Here is a 20,192-nt window from a genome sequence, read left to right as displayed (position 1 = left end):
ATGACCATTCGAGGAAAACTGATCGTAGGATTTTCTATCATTCTAGGTATGTTGTTGATCAGTGTTTTATTTGTTTTAGATATGGTTTCCGATTCCAACGACAGATTAAAACGGATCGTAGACGTATCTGCGAAAAAAGTAAATTTATCTCACGAAATTTTGATCGGTGTTTTAGAAGCTTCTCGTCACGAAAAAAATATCATTATAGAAAGGGACCCTATAAAGATGGTCTATTACAGAGATCGAATTTATAAGGCGGTGGATTCAGTAGATCAAAATACGATCGAATTACAAAGTTACACGGAAGGTAAAGGATCAGAAACACTTCAAGACTTTATATCTTTGTGGGTCACGTATAAATCGGATTTGGCTCAAATCGTTTCTCTTTCCTTGGAAAATAACAAAGGCAGAGCGTTTGAAATCTCGATCCGTAAAGGTCTTACGATACGAGACTCTATTATTAAAACGTTAAGTTATCTGATTAAAAAAAGCGAAGAAAACATGCAATCCGATAAAAAAGAAAATGAAAGAAAATACTATCTGACATTTCTTTTTTTTATTTTGTTTATTTTAGTAAGTTTGTTTATAGAAATTGCAGTTTCTTATTGGATCATCAGAACGATAGGCAATAGAATTCAATTTATTTCTCAAGAAGCCGAAAAAATTGCAAATAGAGAATTTTCAGACGTTCCGTTTGTGGAAGCCTATAAAGATGAACTTCAACCGATTTATCAATTCTTAAATAAAATTCGAGAAAGTTTTAAGGAAATAACGGATAACGCGAATAACGTAGCTTCCGGAAATTATTTCGTAGACTTTGTTCCTAAATCGGAGAAGGACGTTTTAGGAAATTCTCTGCGTATGATGACTTCCTCTCTTAGAAAAAAAACTCAGGAAAATGAAAAACACAATTGGATGGCAAATGGTCAAAATTTTCTCAACGAAAAATTAAGAGGGGATAAGACCGAATCATTACTTGCAAAAGATGTAATTACCTTTTTATCTAATTATCTGAATGCGAACGTAGGAGCAATTTATCTTTGCGACGATTCTGAATGTAGTTTATCTGTTTTCGGAAAATACGGTTTTATTTCTAAGGATCGGTCTTCCGAAAAGTTTGCACTCAACGAAGGTTTGATCGGACAGGTTGCAGCTGAACAAAAAAAAATCTTTTTAACGGATGTAGAAGAAGGATCTCTTCGCATCTTATCTGGAATACTTGATACAAAGCCAAGACAAATATTACTTGTTCCTTTTGTATTCGAAGGAAAAACACAAGGTGTAATAGAGTTGGGAAAATTGGATTCTTTTTCTTCTTCTGAAATTGAATTTATAGAATCTTCCGTTCAAAGTATAGGAATCAGTTTTAATTCCGCCAGAGCCAGAAGAAAAATCCAGGAGCTTTTGGAACAAACACGTATACAGAGCGAGGAACTTCAGGCTCAGCAGGAAGAATTGAGACAGATGAACGAGGAATTGGAGGAGCAAACTCAAGTTTTAAGACAACAACAGGAAGAATTAAAAGTTTCTAATGAAGAATTGGAAGAACAAACACATATCTTGGAAATGAAAAATAAGGAAGTAGAATTAGCAAAAAATGATATAGAACAAAAAACGAAACAATTGGAACTTTCGGGTAAGTATAAGTCTGAGTTTTTGGCGAACATGTCTCATGAACTCAGAACTCCTTTAAATAGTCTTTTGATTCTTTCAAAGGATTTAGCAGACAATAAAAGAAAAAATCTTTCCGAGGATCAAGTAGAAAGTGCAAACATTATTTATAAAAGCGGTCATGATCTATTGATTTTGATTAACGATGTATTAGATTTATCTAAAGTAGAATCCGGTAAAATGTCGGTTAATGTAGAAAGAGTGGCTTTGAGAAAATTCGCAAAAGAATTGATGAGCACGTTTAAACTACAGGCTACAGAGAAAAAGTTAGATTTAGAATTGATTTTTGACGATGATCTGCCGGAAATAATTCGAACTGATTCACAAAGATTAAATCAAATTCTAAAAAACTTAATCTCTAACGCGTTAAAATTTACAAAACGAGGAAAGGTTCAACTCGAGATTAAAAAGCAAAATAAAAATCAAATTCTTTTTTCGGTGATTGATTCTGGAATTGGCATTCCAGAAGAAAAACATTCAGCAATTTTTGAAGCGTTTCAACAAGCGGATGGAAGTACTAGTAGAAAATATGGCGGAACGGGACTCGGTTTATCTATTTCGAGAGAACTTGCCAAACTACTAGGAGGAGAAATTTTTCTTAAGAGTAAAGTGAACCAAGGTTCTACGTTTTCTTTATCACTTCCAATTGAAACCAACGAAATTCCAATTTCGGAAAAAGAAAACGAAGTTGTTCCTAACTCGGTTGATTCTATCCAAAACAAATTTATCAATTATCCAACTTTACAGGACGATAGAAATCAAATCGGAGAGAATGATAAGGTTCTTTTGGTTATAGAAGACGATTTAAAATTTGCTTCCATATTGATTAAACAAGCAAACGAAAAAGGATTCAAATGTATTTCCGCTGCAACCGGAGAAGACGGATTGATTCTTACTCGAAAGTATAAACCTCACGCGATCATTCTTGATTTGGATCTACCTGGAATGAAAGGGCAAACCGTATTAAATGAATTAAAGGCGGATCAATCCGTTAGGCATATTCCGGTTCACATAGTTTCCGCAAATGAATATTCTATTGAACTCATTCGAGGAGGTGCAGTTGAGTGTATTAGAAAACCAGTCCATAAAAAGGAATTAGACGAGGCGTTTAATCGGATTGAAAATTTCATCAACAGAAAAATGAAAAATCTTTTGATTATAGAAGATGATTTAAATTCGAGAAAGATGATGCTCAAGTTGATTGGAAACGGAGACGTAAAATGTTTTGAAGCGGATTCCGGTAAAGAAGCTCTTCGAGTTTACTCAGAAAATCATTTTGATTGTATCGTTTTGGATATAGGGCTTCCCGACATGAATGGTTTTGATCTGATTCAAGAAATGGAAAAGATCAAGAAGGAGCAGATACCACCTATCGTCATTTATACGGGTAAAGAACTTACAAAAGAAGAAGATAAAGAACTTCAGAAATATTCTGAAAGTATCATTATCAAAGGTATCAAATCCGAAGAAAGGTTGTTAGACGAAACCGCATTATTTCTTCATAGGATGATTGATAGTCTTCCGGAATCGAAACAAAATATTATAAATAACTTATATGATAAGGATTCTATTTTATTTCAAAAGAAAATACTTTTGGTTGACGACGACATGAGAAACGTTTTCGCTTTATCTAAAATACTAAGTGAAAAAGGAATGAACGTTTTAAAGGCGGAGGACGGAAATAGCGCTTTAGAATTACTTTCTAAGAACGAAGACGTAGATTTAGTTCTTATGGATATAATGATGCCAGAGATGGACGGGTACGAAACAATGAAAAAGATCCGAGAAGTTTCAAAATATAAAAATCTTACAATTATCGCGTTGACCGCGAAAGCGATGCAAGACGATCGAAAAAAATGTATAGAGGCAGGTGCAAATGATTATATATCCAAGCCGGTTGATGTAGAACGATTGTTTTCTTTGATGAGGGTTTGGTTAAGTAAGTAGAAGGTTAAAAGATTATGAAGTCAAAACCGAAAATACTAATCGTAGACGATAAGCCTGAAAACCTGATCGCCCTAGAAGTTGTGTTGAAGGATTTAGAAGTGGAATTAGTCAAGGCTTTGAGTGGAAACGAAGCCTTAAAGGCGATTTTACGTCATGAATTTGCTCTGGCCCTGTTGGACATACAAATGCCGGAGATGGATGGGTACGAATTGGCGGGAATCATACGTGAAGAAAACAAAACGGCGAACTTACCGTTTATTTTTATATCTGCAGTTTATACGGATAACTTGAATGTGTTTAAGGGATATGAAAAAGGAGCATTTGGCTTTATCACAAAACCGTTTCAACCAGAAATATTGATTGATAAGGTTCAGTTTTTTATTGATAAACATCTTCAAGATACCGCATTACACGAATTAAACGAGAGTTTGAAACAGAAAAATTTGGAATTAGAATATTCAAACAAAGAACTAGACGCTTTTACTTATTCAGTCTCTCATGATTTAAAAGCCCCTTTGAGGGCTATAAGGGGTTACACAAAGATATTAAAAGAAGATTATGAAGAAAAATTTGACGGGGAGGGAAAAAGGGTTTTAGGTTTAATCATAGATAATTCTTTGAAGATGAGTAATTTAATCGATAGTCTTTTACTTTTATCTAAGTTAGGAAAAAAAGATATGAATAAAAAGCCGATCGATATGAACCAACTAGTAAATATGATTCTACAAGAATTTCAAGAGGATTTGAAAAATGGAAAGCCGAGTTTAGAAATAAAAAAACTTCCTTCGATTATGGGAGACGCTGAGTTGCTCAAACAGGTATTGATTAATCTTATATCTAACGCGATTAAATATTCTTCTAAAAAAGAAAATCCTAAAGTAGAGATAGGCTCGTCTAAAAGTGAAAAAGAAATTACGTATTACGTAAAAGATAACGGTGCCGGTTTTAATATGCAGTATGTGAATAAATTGTTTGGAGTGTTTCAAAGATTACATGAGAACAGTGAATTTGAAGGGATCGGAATCGGACTGGCGATCGTCCAAAGAATCGTTCTGCGTCACGGAGGAAAAGTTTGGGCCGAAGGAGAGTTGGACTGTGGTGCAACATTTTTTTTCTCCTTACCTATATAATGTGTAATAGCTGGTGTCGAAATTACATGGCTAATTTTTACAATGGTCGCAAAACTGCAATCATTTGATTGGATTATAGAAGTTCTAAAAAATAAGAGTTCCCACATTTTGGCAATTAACGGTCAGAAACGATAATTTCGAAATTTTGTGGTAGTTCCCACATTTTATTTTTTGCGGAAAAATTAGGTTTTATAAAACAAATCTATTTCATTAAACTCGCAATGTTTAAAGACAATAAGGAAAACTTTTAAATATGATAGAAAAAATGGGAAGATTGTAAATATTATAATTTTATAACTAAAAAATTCAAATAAAACGACTCAGCTTGATACTGTTTTATAAAATAGATCTCAAGAAAGATCTCGAATCAAATCTTCAATTTCTTGAATTTTGTTAAAATCTCTTTCCGTATAATTCAGATAAAGATCGTATTCAGCTTCTGAAATTTTTTCACAACGAATTACTTTTACCGGAATTTGAATTCCTCCGGAAAGGCTGATGGTTCCGAGCTTAAGTTCTAAAACGGTACCCGGTTCAATAGGAAAATCCGTTCTATGAAGTAGTCCTTTTAAAATATTTTCAGCAATTCGAAGGCTTTGATCTGCCAGTTTGCTCCAATAAACGGTCACAGTGCTCGGGATTCTGTTATAATGCATGGCCCAATTTTGAGTACCTTTTATCAAAACGATCAAGCAAAATTCAAAAAATTCGTATCTATTCTGTATTTTATATATTAAATTTTTATTATGTTTTTATTACAACAAATTGTTTTGTGTAAAGGCAATTTGCTTAAAGAAGGCTTTTGGCGGACTTTTAGTAAAGAATCCTAGTTTTGATCGAAAAAGGATGTTTTTCGATTTTTTCCTTAAGTTCGTTTCCTACGGATTTATCGATTACCATTGAAAGATAACCGATTTCTGCGCTGGTTCCTAAATGTTGAGAGCTGATATTGGCGCCGATTGCAGATACCATGGAGTTAATATCTTTTAAAAAACCTGGTTGGTTTTTGTGGACGTTCAAAATTCTATACTGACCTACAGGCAATGGAGTAATTTCTAAATTAGGAAAATTTACAGAAAATGTAGTGGAGCCATTGTTTATGAATTTCAAAAGTTTGCTAGCCACTTCCGAGCCTATGTTTCTTTGAGCTTCTTCGGTACTACCGCCTATATGAGGAGTCAAAATTACGTTTGGAAGGTTCTGCATAGGAGTCAGAAAAGGATCGTTGTTGGATTCGGGTTCTTCCGGAAAAACGTCTATTCCCGCTCCAGCGATATGACCCGATTGAATCGCTTTTGCAAGAGCTTCCAGATCTACTACCTTTCCTCTGGAAAGATTGATCATATAAGAGCCTTTTTTAGTGATTTCTATTTCTTTCTTACCATAAAGATTCATCGTTTGTGGAGTTTCGGGGACGTGAAAAGAAATAAAGTCCGAATTTTTTAAAAGTTCCTCATAACTAGAAACTGGAGTTGCGTTTCCAAGAGGAAGAACCGTTTGAATGTCGTAGTAGATCACTTTCATTCCCATTGCTTCTGCAAGGACCGAAACCTGACTTCCAATATGACCGTAACCCACGATTCCGATTGTCTTACCTCGAACCTCGAAACAATTTTTGGAAATTTTATTCCAAATACCTGAGTGAGTATTTCGAATATGATCCGGAACTCTTCTGGCTAACATGATAATTTCTGAAATTACTAGTTCCGCTACGGAACGAGTGTTAGAATAGGGAGCATTAAAAACAGGAATTCCTTTTTTTTCTGCTTCGTCTATATCCACTTGATTCGTTCCGATACAAAAACAACCGATCGTTAAAAGCCTTTTGGCTTTTTCTAAAACAGCAGGAGTGATATTGGTTTTACTTCTAATTCCTAAAACGTGAATATTTTCGATTTCGTTTAGAAGTTCTTTTTCTGAAAAGGCGGCGGGAAGAAGACGTACGTTAAATCCGTCTTTTTGAAACATATCAAACGCATCTTGGTGGACGTTTTCTAAAAGTAGAACTTGAATTTTATCTTTTGGAAATGAAATCATTTGCCTACCAGGGTTTCAAGAGCGTGATTCTCTGAAAATTGAATTTTTGTTTTTGGTTTTCACTCCATTCGAATATTCGTTCTTTGGCGATCGATTCAAAAAATCCAAATGAAAGATTTAAACCGATTTAAAACAAATGTATAAATTCAAGTGGAATTTTCTTTCAAATCCAAAGCATTTCTAAAAAACTGGGAAAAATTTTTTAGAGGGAACTTTTGAAGATTCAACTTTTATTTCTTCTTTTTAGTTTTGGTTTGTTTGCTGGGATCGGTTGTTCCAGGGATCTAATTCGTTATACTCCAGAGCCTGCTCTGGAACAAGTAGTGTTCCATTCGGAATCGTTTTGTTATGGATTTCATTTTTTTTGTTCCGAGGGAGATTCTAAGTCTCTGAATTTTAGAGGCGTTTTTAAAAATCTAAATTCCGAAAAGACGATTTTTTTGGACTATTATCTCAGTTCTTTCGAGGTCAGTTTTCCGATTGGAGTTTCTTTAAGATTAGATGGAACTTGGTTCAATCTAAGAAAGGTAGGAACCGAATATTCAGATTCTGTAAAGATTTCTTCTACTGTTTCGGCGGAGGTCGCAGATAAAATTTTGCAAACCAAAGAAATCATATTTAGTTTTTCTTCCCGAGAAAAAACGACAAACCAAAATCTTTCTCACGCAGAAACGGCAAAATTTCAATTGTTATTAAAAACTCTTAAGGAACAGTTGAATACTCAATCAAAATTGAATATTCTAAATCCATAGAGTTTTTTGATCTCGGTTTTATGTTTTTGAATTGGGATCGGTTCGATAAACTCTAGATTTTACATTAACGTGAGTTCAGTAGCTGATGCAAAAGCGATTATTATTATGCTGCGATCCATAGAGAGACATAACCTTATCCACAAGTATTTGGATCTCAATATTAAATCTGTGGGAATTACGACAAATCCTCTGTAAAACTGAGTTCCCATCCTAGAACGCGATCCATAGAGAGCGTTCTGCTGAGTTTTCCCACGTTTTGGGTGGGGGCGGAGGTGGAGAAGTTCGGAAGACTTTTCTCTATCAGAAAAACATACTTTTTGCAAGTAAAAATACTCATTCTTGTCGGAACACTTGAAAAATGTGTGTTTTTGAGCCTACAACGCGATTCATAGAGAGTGTTGTGCTTTAGTTTCCAACGCGACCTGTTGAGCGACCGTAGAAGCGAGACGCTGAGTTCAGGAAAGGTTTTTGCTGAGTTCAATTTTGATTCTAAATTCCTATCAACTTGTGGGGTTGGTTATGATATAGAGAACAGCATTGGATTTTTTATTCGCCCAGATTTTCTTACGTCAAATTCACGTTAGATTAGAGTTGTTGAAAAATTAATTCCCCACAAATTTCTATTTCATAGAAACAATTTCGTTGATCCGAACTGGAAATTATTCAACAACTTCATTTGTAATAAAATTGAAAATGTAATAATATTATAAAAATATTATGTTTAGATTCAAAAAAACAAATAAAGTCTTACTGATCTCTATCAAATTGAGTACTGTTAATTTTATCACAAACTACTGATCCCATGCAAAATATTAGGTACTTTATTATATAGTTATTAGTAATCAAATTCTTATCGATAAAAATTATTCGATTGAATGATTTAAAATATTCTTCTTCGTTTCACGTATAAACCGAAATTCGCGTTAGGATTTTTATGAAGTTTTTCGTTGATTTCATAAGTTTTTTACAGAAAATTTAAAACGATCTACAGTCCAAAAAAACTTACTCGAAAATTTTCTTATTAAAAAGATAGTATATACAAAATCTTGAATTTTTTCAATACTTAAGGTTTTTAGAAATACGGATTTAGTAACAAATTCGTTTTAAGTTATATAAGATTTTTTTTGAAATTTAATTTTAAAGAACTTGAAGATTATTAAGAAACAACTCTCATTCTTTTGTCAATTTTTTAACGCTGTCTAATGTAGGAGATAACCAGTCTTCCAAAAGAGGATCTTGTCCGATGGCTTCTTTTTTAAACATAAGATCCTTGTTTGACATTGCAATTTCGGAGACTTCATTGATTTTTCTTGCAGTTTCAATAGCTTTCCAATAGTGTTTTAGAGCTTCTGAAGTGTTTCCTTGTTTTTCATAAACGGCGCCAATGTTATTGTAAGCAGCAACTAATGTTTGATATACCTCTTGGTGATACGGATCGTCTGGTTTAGGAAGACCCATATTCAAAAGTTTTTCTTCCATGTCGTCTTCAACTTTAAGATAGTTTCCTAAGCTCGCCTTGTATTGACCGGTATAAAAAAAGGCATTTGCTTTACCCATGAGTAAAGTGGAATGGTTGTATTCTTCTTCGTCTTCAAAACCGGACCATTCGTTTAAAGAAGCCACAAAGTCTCCGTTCATATAATTTACCCAACCTTTGAAATAACGAAGTTCTTTTTGAATATCGAGAGGAAGAGGGGTTCTCCATCTACGAATCAGAGTATATTCGTTTTCGTCGGTTTGAACCGATTCCGCTTTAGAAAAACCTTCCAAAGAATTTTTAAGTTCCATAGATCTGGTTTTAGTGATCGTATCCATCTCGGCCCTTGCTCGGAACGGATAAATTTTACGGCCCGGAAATTCTGTGATCTTATCTTTTTCGTGGATTCCTGCTGCGGATAAATACTGAATTCTTGCTTTATCAAAATAGATACGGCCTATGTTTCCTTGGATCAAAGTTTCGTCTTCTTCTCTTGTACCGTAACTTTGTTTAAAATTTTCAAAACGTTTGAGAGATTCGTTCAATAATTTATCCGCCTCTCCGAAGTTAGCCAGACGAATTGCGTTTTCTCCAAGTTCCATAGAAGCTAAATAATGTGCTGGATCGAGTGTAGCCGCTTTTTCAAAAAATCTTCTGGCTTGGATCGATTCTTTGATCGAAGCAAAATATCTTCCTCTTTGATAATATCCTTCCGCGTAATTAGAACCTTCGATTTTTGTTCCGGTGACAGGATCTTTTTCCGTTTTATGATAGATCAGATTCAAAATTTCGAAAGCGTTGTCGTTGACTTCCATTCCAGAAACCTGATCTATCGGATTGATATTATAACGAATTCTTAATTCTTTTTTGTTCAGGTCCGTGTAAAAAGAAGCGAGTTTAGAAAGAACATGAAGAGAAAGTTTTTTCTCTATTTCTAGATTGTTTTTGATCTGTCTGTGATGATTGATTACGAACTGAGGATTTCCGTCTTCTTTCCACATTTCTATATAAGTGGAAAGAAGACCACCTTGTCCCATCGGGCTCGACGGATCTATTTCTACGATTTTATTATAAAAGGATGCGGCTTTACCGAATTCTCTTCGGTTGTAAAAAATTTTTGCAATTCCGGCGGTAGATTCTTCGTCGTAAGGTTCGTTTCCGTCTGTATAAACTTGTTTATAAAAATTAATTGCTAATTGATCATTTTTATACTTTCCACCACCTAACGAAGATTCGGTGAACGAAGGCATAATGGAAGAATAAAATCTTCCCAAATTTTTATACGTAGGATTGTCGTGAGTTTGTTTTTCCAAACGCATTACGATATACGCGCCCGCTTTCAGAATTTTTCTTTGAATTCCATCTTGGGCGACTAAAATCATACGATTTTCATTTCCAACTTTACCGGCGATTGGAAGTTTACCGTTGTCCCAAAATTGCCCTTTGGCAAGTGTGATGATCGGTACTTTTTCTCTTTTATCCCAAGAGTTGGAAGAAGGTTCTCCTTCTCCCGCTCCAAAATCGGGACTTACCTTGCCGAATAATTTTTCAAAAGCGCGATCGTATTCTTCAACTCGTGTGTATTCGATTCCGTATAGATTCAGATATTTGAGATGATTTGGTAGAATGTTTTCGCCTCTGGCGAAAGATTCTTCCGCTTCGAAAAATTTTCTCTTTCTAGTTTCGCTATTTTTAGGATAGGCGCCGGCTTCTCGAATTAGAGTTAGACCCTGATCGTAGTATTGCGCCGCTTGGTTGGGAACGATAAAATTTCTATAAAATAAGGTTCCACCTACTACAATAAAGATGGCGGCGGCGATTCCTAAAATCGTTCTTCGTATTAATTTTTTCTGTCTTTGAAGTCCTTCTTTTGTATAAATAGGATCCGTAGAAATGATCGGGACTCCGTCTTTGGAAAACCCGCTCATTCTTTGGGAAACTGAAACTGATTCTCCTAAAGCACCAGAGAGGAAGTCCGCTATTTCTTGGGCTGAGCTTTCGATCTTAATTAATTCTAAAAGACCTTTTTGATCCCTAGGAGTGAGTTTATCTTGAACGATTGCGTCTATCACCGCCCGACGAAGTGTAGGAGGGTATCTTAGAATTTCTTTTTGAATGATTGCGAGTTCTTCGTCTTTGAGTCCTTTATCTATTTCTTCTTTTTCTTCGTTAGCAAGTCCTTGTAAGTCCGCTTCCAGACCGAAAGAACTTCCGGAATCGAAAGTATCCGATTCTAGATTAGGGCTGAAGGTGTCAAAGGATGTATCTGCGTCCGGAGTGATGTCGGATAACGTGTCTTCTTCAACAAAGTCGGCAAATGGATCTTCCGAAACCGTGGCCGAAAGATCCGAAAAAGGGTCTTGTGCCGGAGAACCTAAATCACCAAAGTCTGCAAACGGATCTGTCGGAGGAGGTTCAGAGTCCATTGGTTGACTGAAAAAATCATCGTCGGCCGGAGGTGGCTCGGAAGACATAACCTCGTCACCAGGCTCTGACCCGGAAAGTCCGAAATCGTCTTCTCCTGAACCTCCCATATCTGCAAACGGATCGGAAGTGTCTGGAACCGAAGTGAACGAATCTGCAAACGGATCTGAGTCAGCAGTTGGTGTTGAAGAAAAATCATCCATTGGTTCCGAACTAAAATCAGTTCCGCTAAATGGGTCTTCACCAGGTGTTGATTCTGTTAAACCCGCAAACGGATCGGATGCGTCTGTAGTTGTTTCTTCTTCAAAAGAAAAATCATCGGAGCTGCTTGTAGGAGGAATTTCGGGCAGATCCAACGAATCTTCAGAATCCATTCCAAAATCTGTAAATGGGTCTACTGAGTCTGTGTTTGGTGTTTCTTCTTCAAAAGAAAAATCGTCGGCCGCCGGAGGAGACTCAGGGGCTTGTCCTGGTTCTGCTAAGAGTTCGTCTAAATCTATATCGTCGTCTTCAAAAACTTTAGTGGGAGGTCTTTGAGGGCTTTTAGATTCAGCGAATTCTTCCTCCTCAAAGTCAGAGTTAGATTCTTCTGTAGTTTCTGTTTCTTCTTCTATCTCTTCGTCGTCGTGAGAGGATACCTGAGTCCCGTATCCCATTTTTTGACGGAATACGGAAAGCATCGGATTGAGTTCTTCCGAAATGTCCGGATTTTTAGATAAAGGCTGTAGAATAGAACGAACTTGCTCTAATTCAGCTTCGCTCAATGGGGTAGAATTCGCCTCAGCCATGATATTTCTGTTAGATTATATCGGTAGGCTTTTCAATTCTCCAAGGAAAAAACTATCTCTAGAACGCATAAACTCGATTCGAACTAAAAATTTTTTTTATGTATAATTTAGACTCTATTCCATTTCTTACGAACCGATTTCGGATTTGCCTTATGCTTTTTAGAAAACTGATCGAACTTCTATTCAGAATGAAATTCATCCCTAAGATAAAAATTTTATTAGTATTACTTCTAACGATCAGTGTAGCCATCGGTGCCGACGATGCAGGAAATTGGATCGGTTCCTTTTCATCGGAAGACTACGAAGATTTTTTGGAACCAGTAGAAAAAGAAAAAATTTATTATTACTGGCAGATGGAAAAATTGAAAAGAGCGGTGGCTCCTAGATACATTCGTTATATAGATTCTTCTTTAACCTTGGAAACTGGAAAACTTCTTAACCGAGGGATTTTATTTACTTTTGAAGGAATCGAAAACGAAGAAGTTTCCGTTTGTGGAAATTTCTCTCTCTGGAGATGTATTCCTTTGAAAAAAAACGATCACGGAGTTTTTTATACTGTATTTGATCCGGAGAGTAGGGATACGATTCGGGAAGAACTCAAAATATTAGAATATAAATTTAGGGTGGACGGATTATTTACCCATGATCCGTCTAACTCCGATTCGGTGGAAGACGGAGACGGCTCTTTGGTTTCTAAGTTGATTGCGATTCCAAGCGGACCAAATAAATTGGTGACCACTCGGATTTTGGAAGATTCTCCCTATGAGGAGTTGGAATATAGAACTGTAGAATTTAGAATTTACGCTCCGGATGCGGAGGTGGTTGCTCTTGTGGGAGACTTCAATCATTGGGATCCAGAGGAAGACATTTTAAAAAAGGAAAAGGAAATATTTACTCTCATTAAAAAAATGAAACCTGGAAATTATCTCTATAACTTTGTACAAGATGGAAAGATCATTTTAGATACGTTCAATCAAAACACAAGACTTAGGGAAGATACGGGTGAAATTTCTTCTTATCTGACTGTGCCAGAACGTTCGTATGCTTTGGAGAGAAAATAGTCTATTTTTTCATTGACCTGATCTTTTCCCGGGCTTTTTTCTACTCATGGAAAAAATCCGACTAGGAGTTTACACATTTGGAATTGTTATAGTCGGAATTTTAGTTTTTACACTTTCTAAAAGTTGGTTTATTTTAGACAGAGGGGTTGAGTTAGTTGAGCCCGGTTCTTCTAAAGAAGAACCTTTGATGACTCCTGCAGATAGAAGTGGGGACCTACTCAATCATTCCGTGGTTCTTTGGGAACGTTATCTTTTTTATCCATTTGAACTTTCTAGAGAAACTGTAGCAGGTCATAGAAAAACTCTGAATCACGCAAGAAATTTAACCGTAGTCGATTTGGAATCTGGAAATCCACGTAAATTGTTTCATCGAAACGTTTATATTTGGGATTATTTTACCGGTGCGGATGTTGTAGGTGAAACTACGGAAGAATCAGAATTGGATTCTGTTTTGGCATCTGGGATTTCCACTGGAAAAAATCTAATTTTGATCGGAATGACTGAGGACACGAATAAGGACGGATTTTTAAATCAAAAAGATAGAAAACAGGTTTTTGTCTACAATCCAGTGAATACAAATCTTGTAGGTATTTTGCCTAAAAAATATTCTTTGGAAAAATTTCTCACGTCTCCCGGTAAAGAAAGATTGGTGATGATTGTTTCTTTGGAAGAAGAAAAGGAAGAATCTAAAAAGAAAAAATCTGTGACTGTGAAACTACCAGAAATTACATTCTATATTTATGATATTCGAAGTGGAAGAGGAACTCTTGTAGAACGACCCTGAAAATTGTTTTTACAAAACCATATTTATTAAAAAATGGTTTTCAATTTGTAAAGTGTAAAAATAAGGTATAGGCAGTATATTATGAAAAAGGAATTTAATAATCACTAACTTCATTTTGGAGAAGTTAGTGATGTATATTAATTTTAAAAAATTACAGTTCCCTTGGCGAACCAAATTTGGTTATCGTCTGTCTTATTTTCAAAAAGTTCAGACTACAAATGAACTCAGAAAAACTTTCGATATCGATTGGGAATTAGAAGGCAGATCGTGGATTAAAATTAGACCCAGAAGTAAACGATCTTACCGAATGCTTCCGACTCATTGGGATGATAAAGGTTATTCGAGAGATCGAAATAAAAATTGGAAAGAACTTAGAAAAAATAAATGGAAAAAACGTTGAATCAATTTCAATAATGAATCGGAATTGAAAACTTTTTAAAAGCTACGTTATTGACCTTATAAAATAGAGTATTTAAGATTTTGAAACAAATCTAGTTTAATGACAGATTTTTGGTACTCTATTTTATAGTTCTTTTGATTAAGAGTTAGTCTCCAAACCTCAAAGAATTTTACGCGATAATTCTTTATAAATTTTTAATAAACTGAAGTAGTTTCTACAAATTAAGTCGCATTTAGGAATTTGTGAACTTTCGAGCAATTCTAAAATGTGATTCAATTTTTGTGTAGTTCCCACATTTTTAGAAAGACTAAAGTTTTTAAACACGACTTACTTCTTCAGAACGGATTTTTTCGATTAAACTGAACGTTGCAGATTCCGGCTCAACATCTAATTCTTTTTTCAGAGATTTTTTAAATTCTTGATATTTACGCAAAGCTTCGTTTTTGCGATTCAATTGAAAAAGGGCTTCAAAATGGAATCTCCAAGCTCTTTCATCCAAGTCGTCTAGATGGATCCAACTCGTGGAGTCGTCTAAAAGTTTTTCGATTTCATTTTTCTCCGAATCTTTTTCACATAAAAATCTGAAGATTTCGATTAAGCTTTTTCGAATATACTCTCTTCTAATTTCCGATTCCGGAAAATAAAGATCGAATTCAAAAAAAACGCCTCTGTAAAAATCTCTTGCATAACGAAATTCTTGAATCGCTGATTCAACATCTCCTTTGCGTATAGATTTTGTTCCTACTTTGTAGTGTTTTTCGAAAAGTTGAAAGTCTGTCTGAACTAAATCTTGTCTAAAAAATAAACGGTCTTCCAAAAAAACGAGTGCTTCTGAATTTCCGATAATTTTTCTCAAACGAAAACAGAGAGCGTGCAAACTATTGAGCGCTTTTTTTTCAGACATTTCAGGCCAAAGTAATTCAAGCAACTCTTCCCTATGAATTCCTTTTTCAAAACGAATGAGAAGAATTTTAACAAGTTTCAACATTTTCTTTTTAGTAGAGATTTCCTTTTGAGGAATTTTAATTCCTCCTCTTTCTAATTCTAAATTGCCGAGAGTACGTATAAAAAAAAGATTTTTTTCGGAAGGTGGAGAATTGGTTTTGATCTGATGAATTTTTTCTTTTTTATTTTCACATTCTATCGTTTTTATTTTGGGTGAAAAAGAAAAGACGGCTAATCTTTTAGGTGAGCTCAAAATTTGTTTGGGTTCTTCTTTAGATTTTTTTCCGAATTGATTTGATTGTAAAAATAAATCTATGGAGAAAGAGAAAATTAAAAAACTAAAATGAGAAGTATAGGGCAATGAAACTAAATTGATTGCTACTAAAATGTCTAAGAGTGTATTTATACAAAACAGTGTGAGTGTTATAGATAAAAATAAATTTTTAAATGATTTATGAATGAATTGAGTAATAACTTTAAATAAAATCCAAACAATTATTAGGATTCCAGAAATATATAAATAATGAACTAGAGCTGGTTGGTCGGTTTCATAGATTACAATTCCGAGAGAAGAAAAATTTTTTTCGTGAGTAAGTCCAATATGGTACGAATTGAAATCGAATAAAATGATCACGGATAATAACAAGTTGAGTAGTATATAAAAATATACGAAGTCGGTGCTAAAAAACTTAAGATAGGAATTTACGAATAGAACTAAAGAGATTCCGAATATAGGAAGTATAACATTTTCTAATCTTTCCCAGAACAATGCTTCTTCTACATTTCCCGTATTAATTGTTTGTGCAAAAAATAAAATATATAAATCGTAAGCAATTTGTAGAAAAGCAAAATGTAATAAATGTATTTGGTTTCTGTTTTTATAATATAAAAATAAATTATAAAACGTTTTAAAAGTAAGCACGGTAGCCACTAAGTAACAGGAGATTTGATAAAGTGTTATATCCATTTTTTTGCGATTCCTTTAATGTCTTTGTAGCCTTTCTAAGTCCATTTTTGAATATAAGTAGATGAATTTTTTATCAACGAAAATTCTTTTGTTGAATTATTGTTTATAAATGTTGATAAGTTTTTAAAAAGACGGATTAATAATAAAAAACGTTTTGAAATGTAAAGAATATTCCAATTTGATTTAAAATTGGATAGGGTTTGTCATAGGATATACTTAAGTATTTCGCCTAACAAGATGTAGATCTAAAATTTTTATTGAAAGAGTTAAAAAATTTTCAAAATCATTCTTTAATTTTTGAAGAAAAATAATTTTTTCGATTTTAAATAGCCGTTATTCTAATTTTTAAATATTATATTTATTGAATAAATAGTTTAAATAAGTTTTTAAACTAAAACATAAATTTTTTCTAGATTTAAAATTACTGATCTTTATAAAATTGAGTATCGTGAATTTTTATTGAAATGTGTTTCCAGTTTTGGAAATGATTTAGTTTTTTAAATGCTATATAAACTAAAAAAGTTAGATTGATTCAACTTTTCAGAATGGGTTTTGACATTTTCGTATTTTTATCTTGGGAAAGGATAGAGTTGTTAAAAATGGCGATTAACAAAACCGCTTCAATCGACCATTTCCGTAAAACAGAAACAAATGGAGAATTAATTTTTCAGCAACTTTATTGTTTTCAATTTGATCCTATTCTCTCTTTAGAAATAAGTAGAGAGATATAATTCGATTCTAAAGTTTCTGAATAAAATTAAAACTTTCATAGTTTGAATGTTGTTATAAACGATCAGATTTTTGATCTTAATGCAATTTTAATCGAATTTAAAAAAATTGAGAGCAATTCTTTGTTTTGTATCTTTTTGGTTTTATTTTTTATAAGTCTAAATTTAGGAATAAAAATTAGAAAAATGGGAGAAATTTAGTAAAAATCAAAAATCTTATGTTTAGAAACACCTTGTATTCAAGTTATAACCCGATTTTACGGTATTGATGAGGGCTAAAAATCTAAATCTGTTTTTCCTAAAGTCAATTCGTAAAATATGAGATTTTCTTGACAATTTTTTGACTATGATTACCGTAAGCGCGACTGGAATCTTAAGCTGCCTTTTCCCGGGTCAGTTGAGAACTTTTAAATAATAGAGCACCAGGAAAGGTCATTTCTCTCCGAATCCCGCCGATTGATTGGTCTCGCCTTGCATTCTATTGAAATTTAGGAGCCAGTAATTTTTAGTAAGGACCCTTTCTCATGAACATTTATATAGGCAACCTCGCCTATCAGGCAACCGAAGACGACCTCCGTAAAGCATTTGAATCTTTTGGAGAAGTAACCTCTGTACGCATCATCACTGATAAGCTTTCCGGCAAATCCCGGGGATTAGCATTTGTGGAAATGGCGAACAAAGATGAAGGAAATGCAGCAATTGACGGCTTAAACGGAACTCAAATCCGTGGAAGAGAAATTAAAGTTAACGAAGCTCTTCCCAAAAAGCCTTTTCCAGAAAAATCCAGATCTAGATATTGATCTTTTAAAGGGAGAAAGACGGTTGTTTTTCTCCCTTTTCTGAAAGCAAGTTTGTATTGTCGAAATGGGCTGAGATTTTGCTTTCTATATTCCAATCATTTCACTTTTATTTGTTCATTCTAAAATATGAACTAAGTGTTGCAGTTTAATTCTGAAACTGTAGGAACTCTTACAATCTGAGATTTACAGTTTAATCCTGAAATTGTGGGAACTCTTACAATCTGAGATTTACAGTTTAATCCTGAAATTGTGGGAACTCTTACAATCTGAGATTTACAGTTTAATCCTGAAATTGTGGGAACTCTTATTTTTAGACGAATTCATATTCGTTTAGGAACAATTTAAAAATTGAAATTCTAATTATTTGGTAATCTACCCGAACACCAGGGTAATGAAGACTGTAAATTTAAAAGGATCACTCATGATTCAAAAAGATTTTTTGTATTTTTAGACGAACTTGCGTTAGGTGTGCTAATTTCTATTTTTTAAGGAATCAATTTTCGAACTTATGTCTAAAAACTGTGAAGATCATTTTACAAAAACGAAATAAAAATGAATGTTAGATCGGATATTACTAACAGTTCTTAAAATGATAATATGATTCGAAATTCTTTTTTATCAATCGACAATGAAACTTACTGATTCTTATTCTTAAAGAATTGAGTTTGACAGATTCAGCGTGGATAAATAAAATTTTGACCATGTTTGTAAGAGCAAACGTATTTATTTCGTATTCAAAAAATATGATTCTATGGAAACAGCTTTTAAATTTGATTTTAAAAAAAATTAGTACTACTTTTTCAATTGAAATTTCCCGTAACAAATTTTTCGAAGTTATGTTCCTTATCCTAATTGTAGTGCAGTGTACTTCTGGCGATAAAAGGATGATGTCTAACGAATCTGCAGATGATGGTGCCGGAAGTTCTTCTTATAAGGAGAGTGAAGTAAAAGAAGAACAAGCAGAATCGTCTTCCTCCTCTCGATCCACGCCTATGGAAACAGATCGAATTCGAGGTTGTGTTCAAGGGGATTGTGTTTCTGGAACAGGTGTTTATATTTATGATAACGATGATGAATATAGCGGTTCTTTTGTGAATGATCTTAGAAACGGCTCGGGAAGAATGAAATATAAAAATGGGGATCGATTTGAAGGAAGTTTTAAAGACGACTTGAGAGATGGAAAGGGGACTTATATTTTTAAAAATGGGGCTATGTTAGAAGGAATCTTTGAAATGGGAAAAATGATTGGTCCTGGAAAAGTACGTTTTCCGGATACGAGTATCTATGAAGGAGATTTTCAGGACGAAAAAAATTCTGCAGAAGGGGTGATGTATTCTTCTTTTGATCATTCCAAAAGACATTGTAGAATAGAAAATAAGATAGTTCTTTGCGGAGGACCTTTACAGGAATCCGGAGATATTAGACCTCTTCACTAAATAACTTGAGTTTGGCGCGAGTAAACTAGAAAGAATTTTCTAAACGTATGAGTTCCCACATTTTAGGAATCGATCTGTAAAGTGTAAAGTTCAGATCTCAAACTTTTTCAGAAAAATGAATCATGGTCGAACTCATGTTATTTTAGCGTGGATTCACGTAAGAAAATCAAGCCTTGTCCCAAATAACTTCTTCTACAAAATCAGATCTATATGAACTGCATTGTAAAAAATTCTTTCAAACAGCATCAAGGGAAGTAATTCGTGGGAACTATTACGTTTCCAGTAATTGAATTTAAAGTGAATGTAGAATTGAAAAATCATCTTGATTCTTGAAATGCGGGAACTACCACGAATTTATATTTTACAGATAAATTTAAAAAACGTGGGAAATACACTGTTTTGTTATTACCCGGAATTATTGGCTTTTTTGAATGAAATCCCACTTCTAAGTTTTGAAACAAACTCAAAATAGTATTATTTTTATGCGTTCGAGTAGTAAGGATGCATTACTTTGAAGTTACGACAAAAACTTCAGGAGGAAGTTCCAAGGGTGTAAGTCACGCTACTTTTTTGTTTTCAATCATCCCTTCTAAATAACAGGCTGTTTAATCTGCAGGTTTGTTTCTGGACGAAGTTACGACCATCATAGCTCTTTTCATTGGTTTTGTTTTCACGTTAAATTAAAACTTTTAAAAAATAGATTCCTTAAATAACCTCAAGCGCCCAGGTTTTTTATTGATGTTGAGACCTAAAATCATAATTTGACTTATAATGAAAAATCACTGTTTCTTAACGTTTCTTATTTGTTCTTAGAAATACGGGGAATTCGATAAATCCTTCTTTGT

Annotated in this window: 12 protein-coding genes and 1 pseudogene; 8 read left to right on the top strand and 5 right to left on the bottom strand. The window is 34.0% G+C overall.

What is annotated here, in order from left to right; translation table 11 throughout:
* Together LEP1GSC059_RS06660 and LEP1GSC059_RS06655 are read left to right on the top strand one after the other, a co-directional pair.
* A complete protein-coding gene (locus LEP1GSC059_RS06660) occupies nucleotides 1-3,618 on the top strand; it encodes a response regulator (protein WP_020980481.1) in 3,618 nt (1,205 codons plus the stop codon).
* Between the two features lie 14 nt (nucleotides 3,619-3,632).
* On the top strand, nucleotides 3,633-4,748 hold the full coding sequence (locus LEP1GSC059_RS06655; RefSeq protein ID WP_017214178.1) for a sensor histidine kinase: 1,116 nt from the start codon (nucleotides 3,633-3,635) through the stop codon (nucleotides 4,746-4,748).
* A gap of 350 nt (nucleotides 4,749-5,098) precedes the next feature.
* On the opposite strand, the gene LEP1GSC059_RS06650 is transcribed toward LEP1GSC059_RS06655, so the two are convergent.
* Complete coding sequence (locus tag LEP1GSC059_RS06650) at nucleotides 5,099-5,404, bottom strand: hypothetical protein (RefSeq protein WP_036025533.1); 306 nt, start codon at nucleotides 5,402-5,404, stop codon at nucleotides 5,099-5,101.
* Between the two features lie 157 nt (nucleotides 5,405-5,561).
* Entirely contained in the window at nucleotides 5,562-6,785 is a 1,224-nt protein-coding gene (gene serA / locus LEP1GSC059_RS06645) for a phosphoglycerate dehydrogenase (RefSeq protein ID WP_017214176.1), read from the bottom strand.
* Between the two features lie 215 nt (nucleotides 6,786-7,000).
* Between serA and LEP1GSC059_RS06640 the strand changes: the two genes are divergently transcribed.
* Nucleotides 7,001-7,537 (top strand): hypothetical protein, encoded by a 537-nt coding sequence (locus LEP1GSC059_RS06640; protein ID WP_017214175.1) that lies wholly within the window; start codon nucleotides 7,001-7,003, stop codon nucleotides 7,535-7,537.
* A 1,170-nt stretch (nucleotides 7,538-8,707) separates the two neighbouring features.
* Here LEP1GSC059_RS06640 and LEP1GSC059_RS06635 read toward each other — a convergent pair.
* Nucleotides 8,708-12,226 carry a tetratricopeptide repeat protein gene (locus tag LEP1GSC059_RS06635; protein WP_017214174.1) on the bottom strand — a complete coding sequence of 1,173 codons (3,519 nt, stop codon included), beginning with the start codon at nucleotides 12,224-12,226 and terminating at the stop codon, nucleotides 8,708-8,710.
* A gap of 152 nt (nucleotides 12,227-12,378) precedes the next feature.
* Here LEP1GSC059_RS06635 and LEP1GSC059_RS06630 point away from each other — a divergent pair, with 152 nt between their 5' ends.
* From LEP1GSC059_RS06630 to LEP1GSC059_RS06620, 3 genes are all read left to right on the top strand, one after another.
* Nucleotides 12,379-13,287, top strand: a complete 909-nt coding sequence (locus tag LEP1GSC059_RS06630; RefSeq protein WP_020980502.1) for an early set domain-containing protein — start codon at nucleotides 12,379-12,381, stop codon at nucleotides 13,285-13,287.
* Nucleotides 13,288-13,333: 46 nt separating this feature from the next.
* Nucleotides 13,334-14,071, top strand: a complete 738-nt coding sequence (locus LEP1GSC059_RS06625) for a hypothetical protein (RefSeq protein ID WP_017214172.1) — start codon at nucleotides 13,334-13,336, stop codon at nucleotides 14,069-14,071.
* Between the two features lie 130 nt (nucleotides 14,072-14,201).
* Nucleotides 14,202-14,471 carry a hypothetical protein gene (locus LEP1GSC059_RS06620; RefSeq protein WP_002177026.1) on the top strand — a complete coding sequence of 90 codons (270 nt, stop codon included), beginning with the start codon at nucleotides 14,202-14,204 and terminating at the stop codon, nucleotides 14,469-14,471.
* 316 nt (nucleotides 14,472-14,787) lie between these two features.
* Here LEP1GSC059_RS06620 and LEP1GSC059_RS06615 read toward each other — a convergent pair whose 3' ends face one another.
* Both LEP1GSC059_RS06615 and LEP1GSC059_RS24625 read right to left on the bottom strand, forming a co-directional pair.
* Nucleotides 14,788-16,383, bottom strand: a complete 1,596-nt coding sequence (locus tag LEP1GSC059_RS06615) for a BTAD domain-containing putative transcriptional regulator (protein WP_017214171.1) — start codon at nucleotides 16,381-16,383, stop codon at nucleotides 14,788-14,790.
* Nucleotides 16,384-17,333: 950 nt separating this feature from the next.
* Nucleotides 17,334-17,588 (bottom strand): annotated as a pseudogene (locus LEP1GSC059_RS24625) (hypothetical protein).
* Between the two features lie 47 nt (nucleotides 17,589-17,635).
* Between LEP1GSC059_RS24625 and LEP1GSC059_RS06605 the strand changes: the two are divergent.
* Both LEP1GSC059_RS06605 and LEP1GSC059_RS06600 read left to right on the top strand, forming a co-directional pair.
* A complete protein-coding gene (locus LEP1GSC059_RS06605) occupies nucleotides 17,636-17,911 on the top strand; it encodes an RNA recognition motif domain-containing protein (protein WP_002152104.1) in 276 nt (91 codons plus the stop codon).
* 701 nt (nucleotides 17,912-18,612) lie between these two features.
* The gene (locus LEP1GSC059_RS06600) at nucleotides 18,613-19,347 is read left to right on the top strand and encodes an MORN repeat-containing protein (RefSeq protein WP_017214168.1); all 735 of its coding nucleotides are present in this window, start codon (nucleotides 18,613-18,615) and stop codon (nucleotides 19,345-19,347) included.
* Nucleotides 19,348-20,192 lie beyond the last annotated feature (845 nt).

The sequence above is a fragment of the Leptospira noguchii serovar Panama str. CZ214 genome (assembly GCF_000306255.2).
GTDB classification, from domain to species: Bacteria; Spirochaetota; Leptospiria; order Leptospirales; family Leptospiraceae; genus Leptospira; species Leptospira noguchii.
Note: the sequence above shows the minus strand (reverse complement) of the source record. Positions and strands in the feature narration are given on the sequence as shown.

Excerpts from the sequence above, each read along its gene's own strand:
- LEP1GSC059_RS06600 (WP_017214168.1), top strand. The coding sequence starts at position 18,613 with ATGTTTGTAAGAGCAAACGTATTTATTTCGTATTCAAAAAATATGATT.
- LEP1GSC059_RS06615 (WP_017214171.1), bottom strand. The coding sequence starts at position 16,383 with ATGGATATAACACTTTATCAAATCTCCTGTTACTTAGTGGCTACCGTG.
- LEP1GSC059_RS06620 (WP_002177026.1), top strand. The coding sequence starts at position 14,202 with ATGTATATTAATTTTAAAAAATTACAGTTCCCTTGGCGAACCAAATTT.
- LEP1GSC059_RS06655 (WP_017214178.1), top strand. The coding sequence starts at position 3,633 with ATGAAGTCAAAACCGAAAATACTAATCGTAGACGATAAGCCTGAAAAC.
- LEP1GSC059_RS06630 (WP_020980502.1), top strand. The coding sequence starts at position 12,379 with ATGCTTTTTAGAAAACTGATCGAACTTCTATTCAGAATGAAATTCATC.
- LEP1GSC059_RS06605 (WP_002152104.1), top strand. The coding sequence starts at position 17,636 with ATGAACATTTATATAGGCAACCTCGCCTATCAGGCAACCGAAGACGAC.
- LEP1GSC059_RS06660 (WP_020980481.1), top strand. The coding sequence starts at position 1 with ATGACCATTCGAGGAAAACTGATCGTAGGATTTTCTATCATTCTAGGT.
- LEP1GSC059_RS06625 (WP_017214172.1), top strand. The coding sequence starts at position 13,334 with ATGGAAAAAATCCGACTAGGAGTTTACACATTTGGAATTGTTATAGTC.
- serA (WP_017214176.1), bottom strand. The coding sequence starts at position 6,785 with ATGATTTCATTTCCAAAAGATAAAATTCAAGTTCTACTTTTAGAAAAC.
- LEP1GSC059_RS06635 (WP_017214174.1), bottom strand. The coding sequence starts at position 12,226 with ATGGCTGAGGCGAATTCTACCCCATTGAGCGAAGCTGAATTAGAGCAA.
- LEP1GSC059_RS06650 (WP_036025533.1), bottom strand. The coding sequence starts at position 5,404 with ATGCATTATAACAGAATCCCGAGCACTGTGACCGTTTATTGGAGCAAA.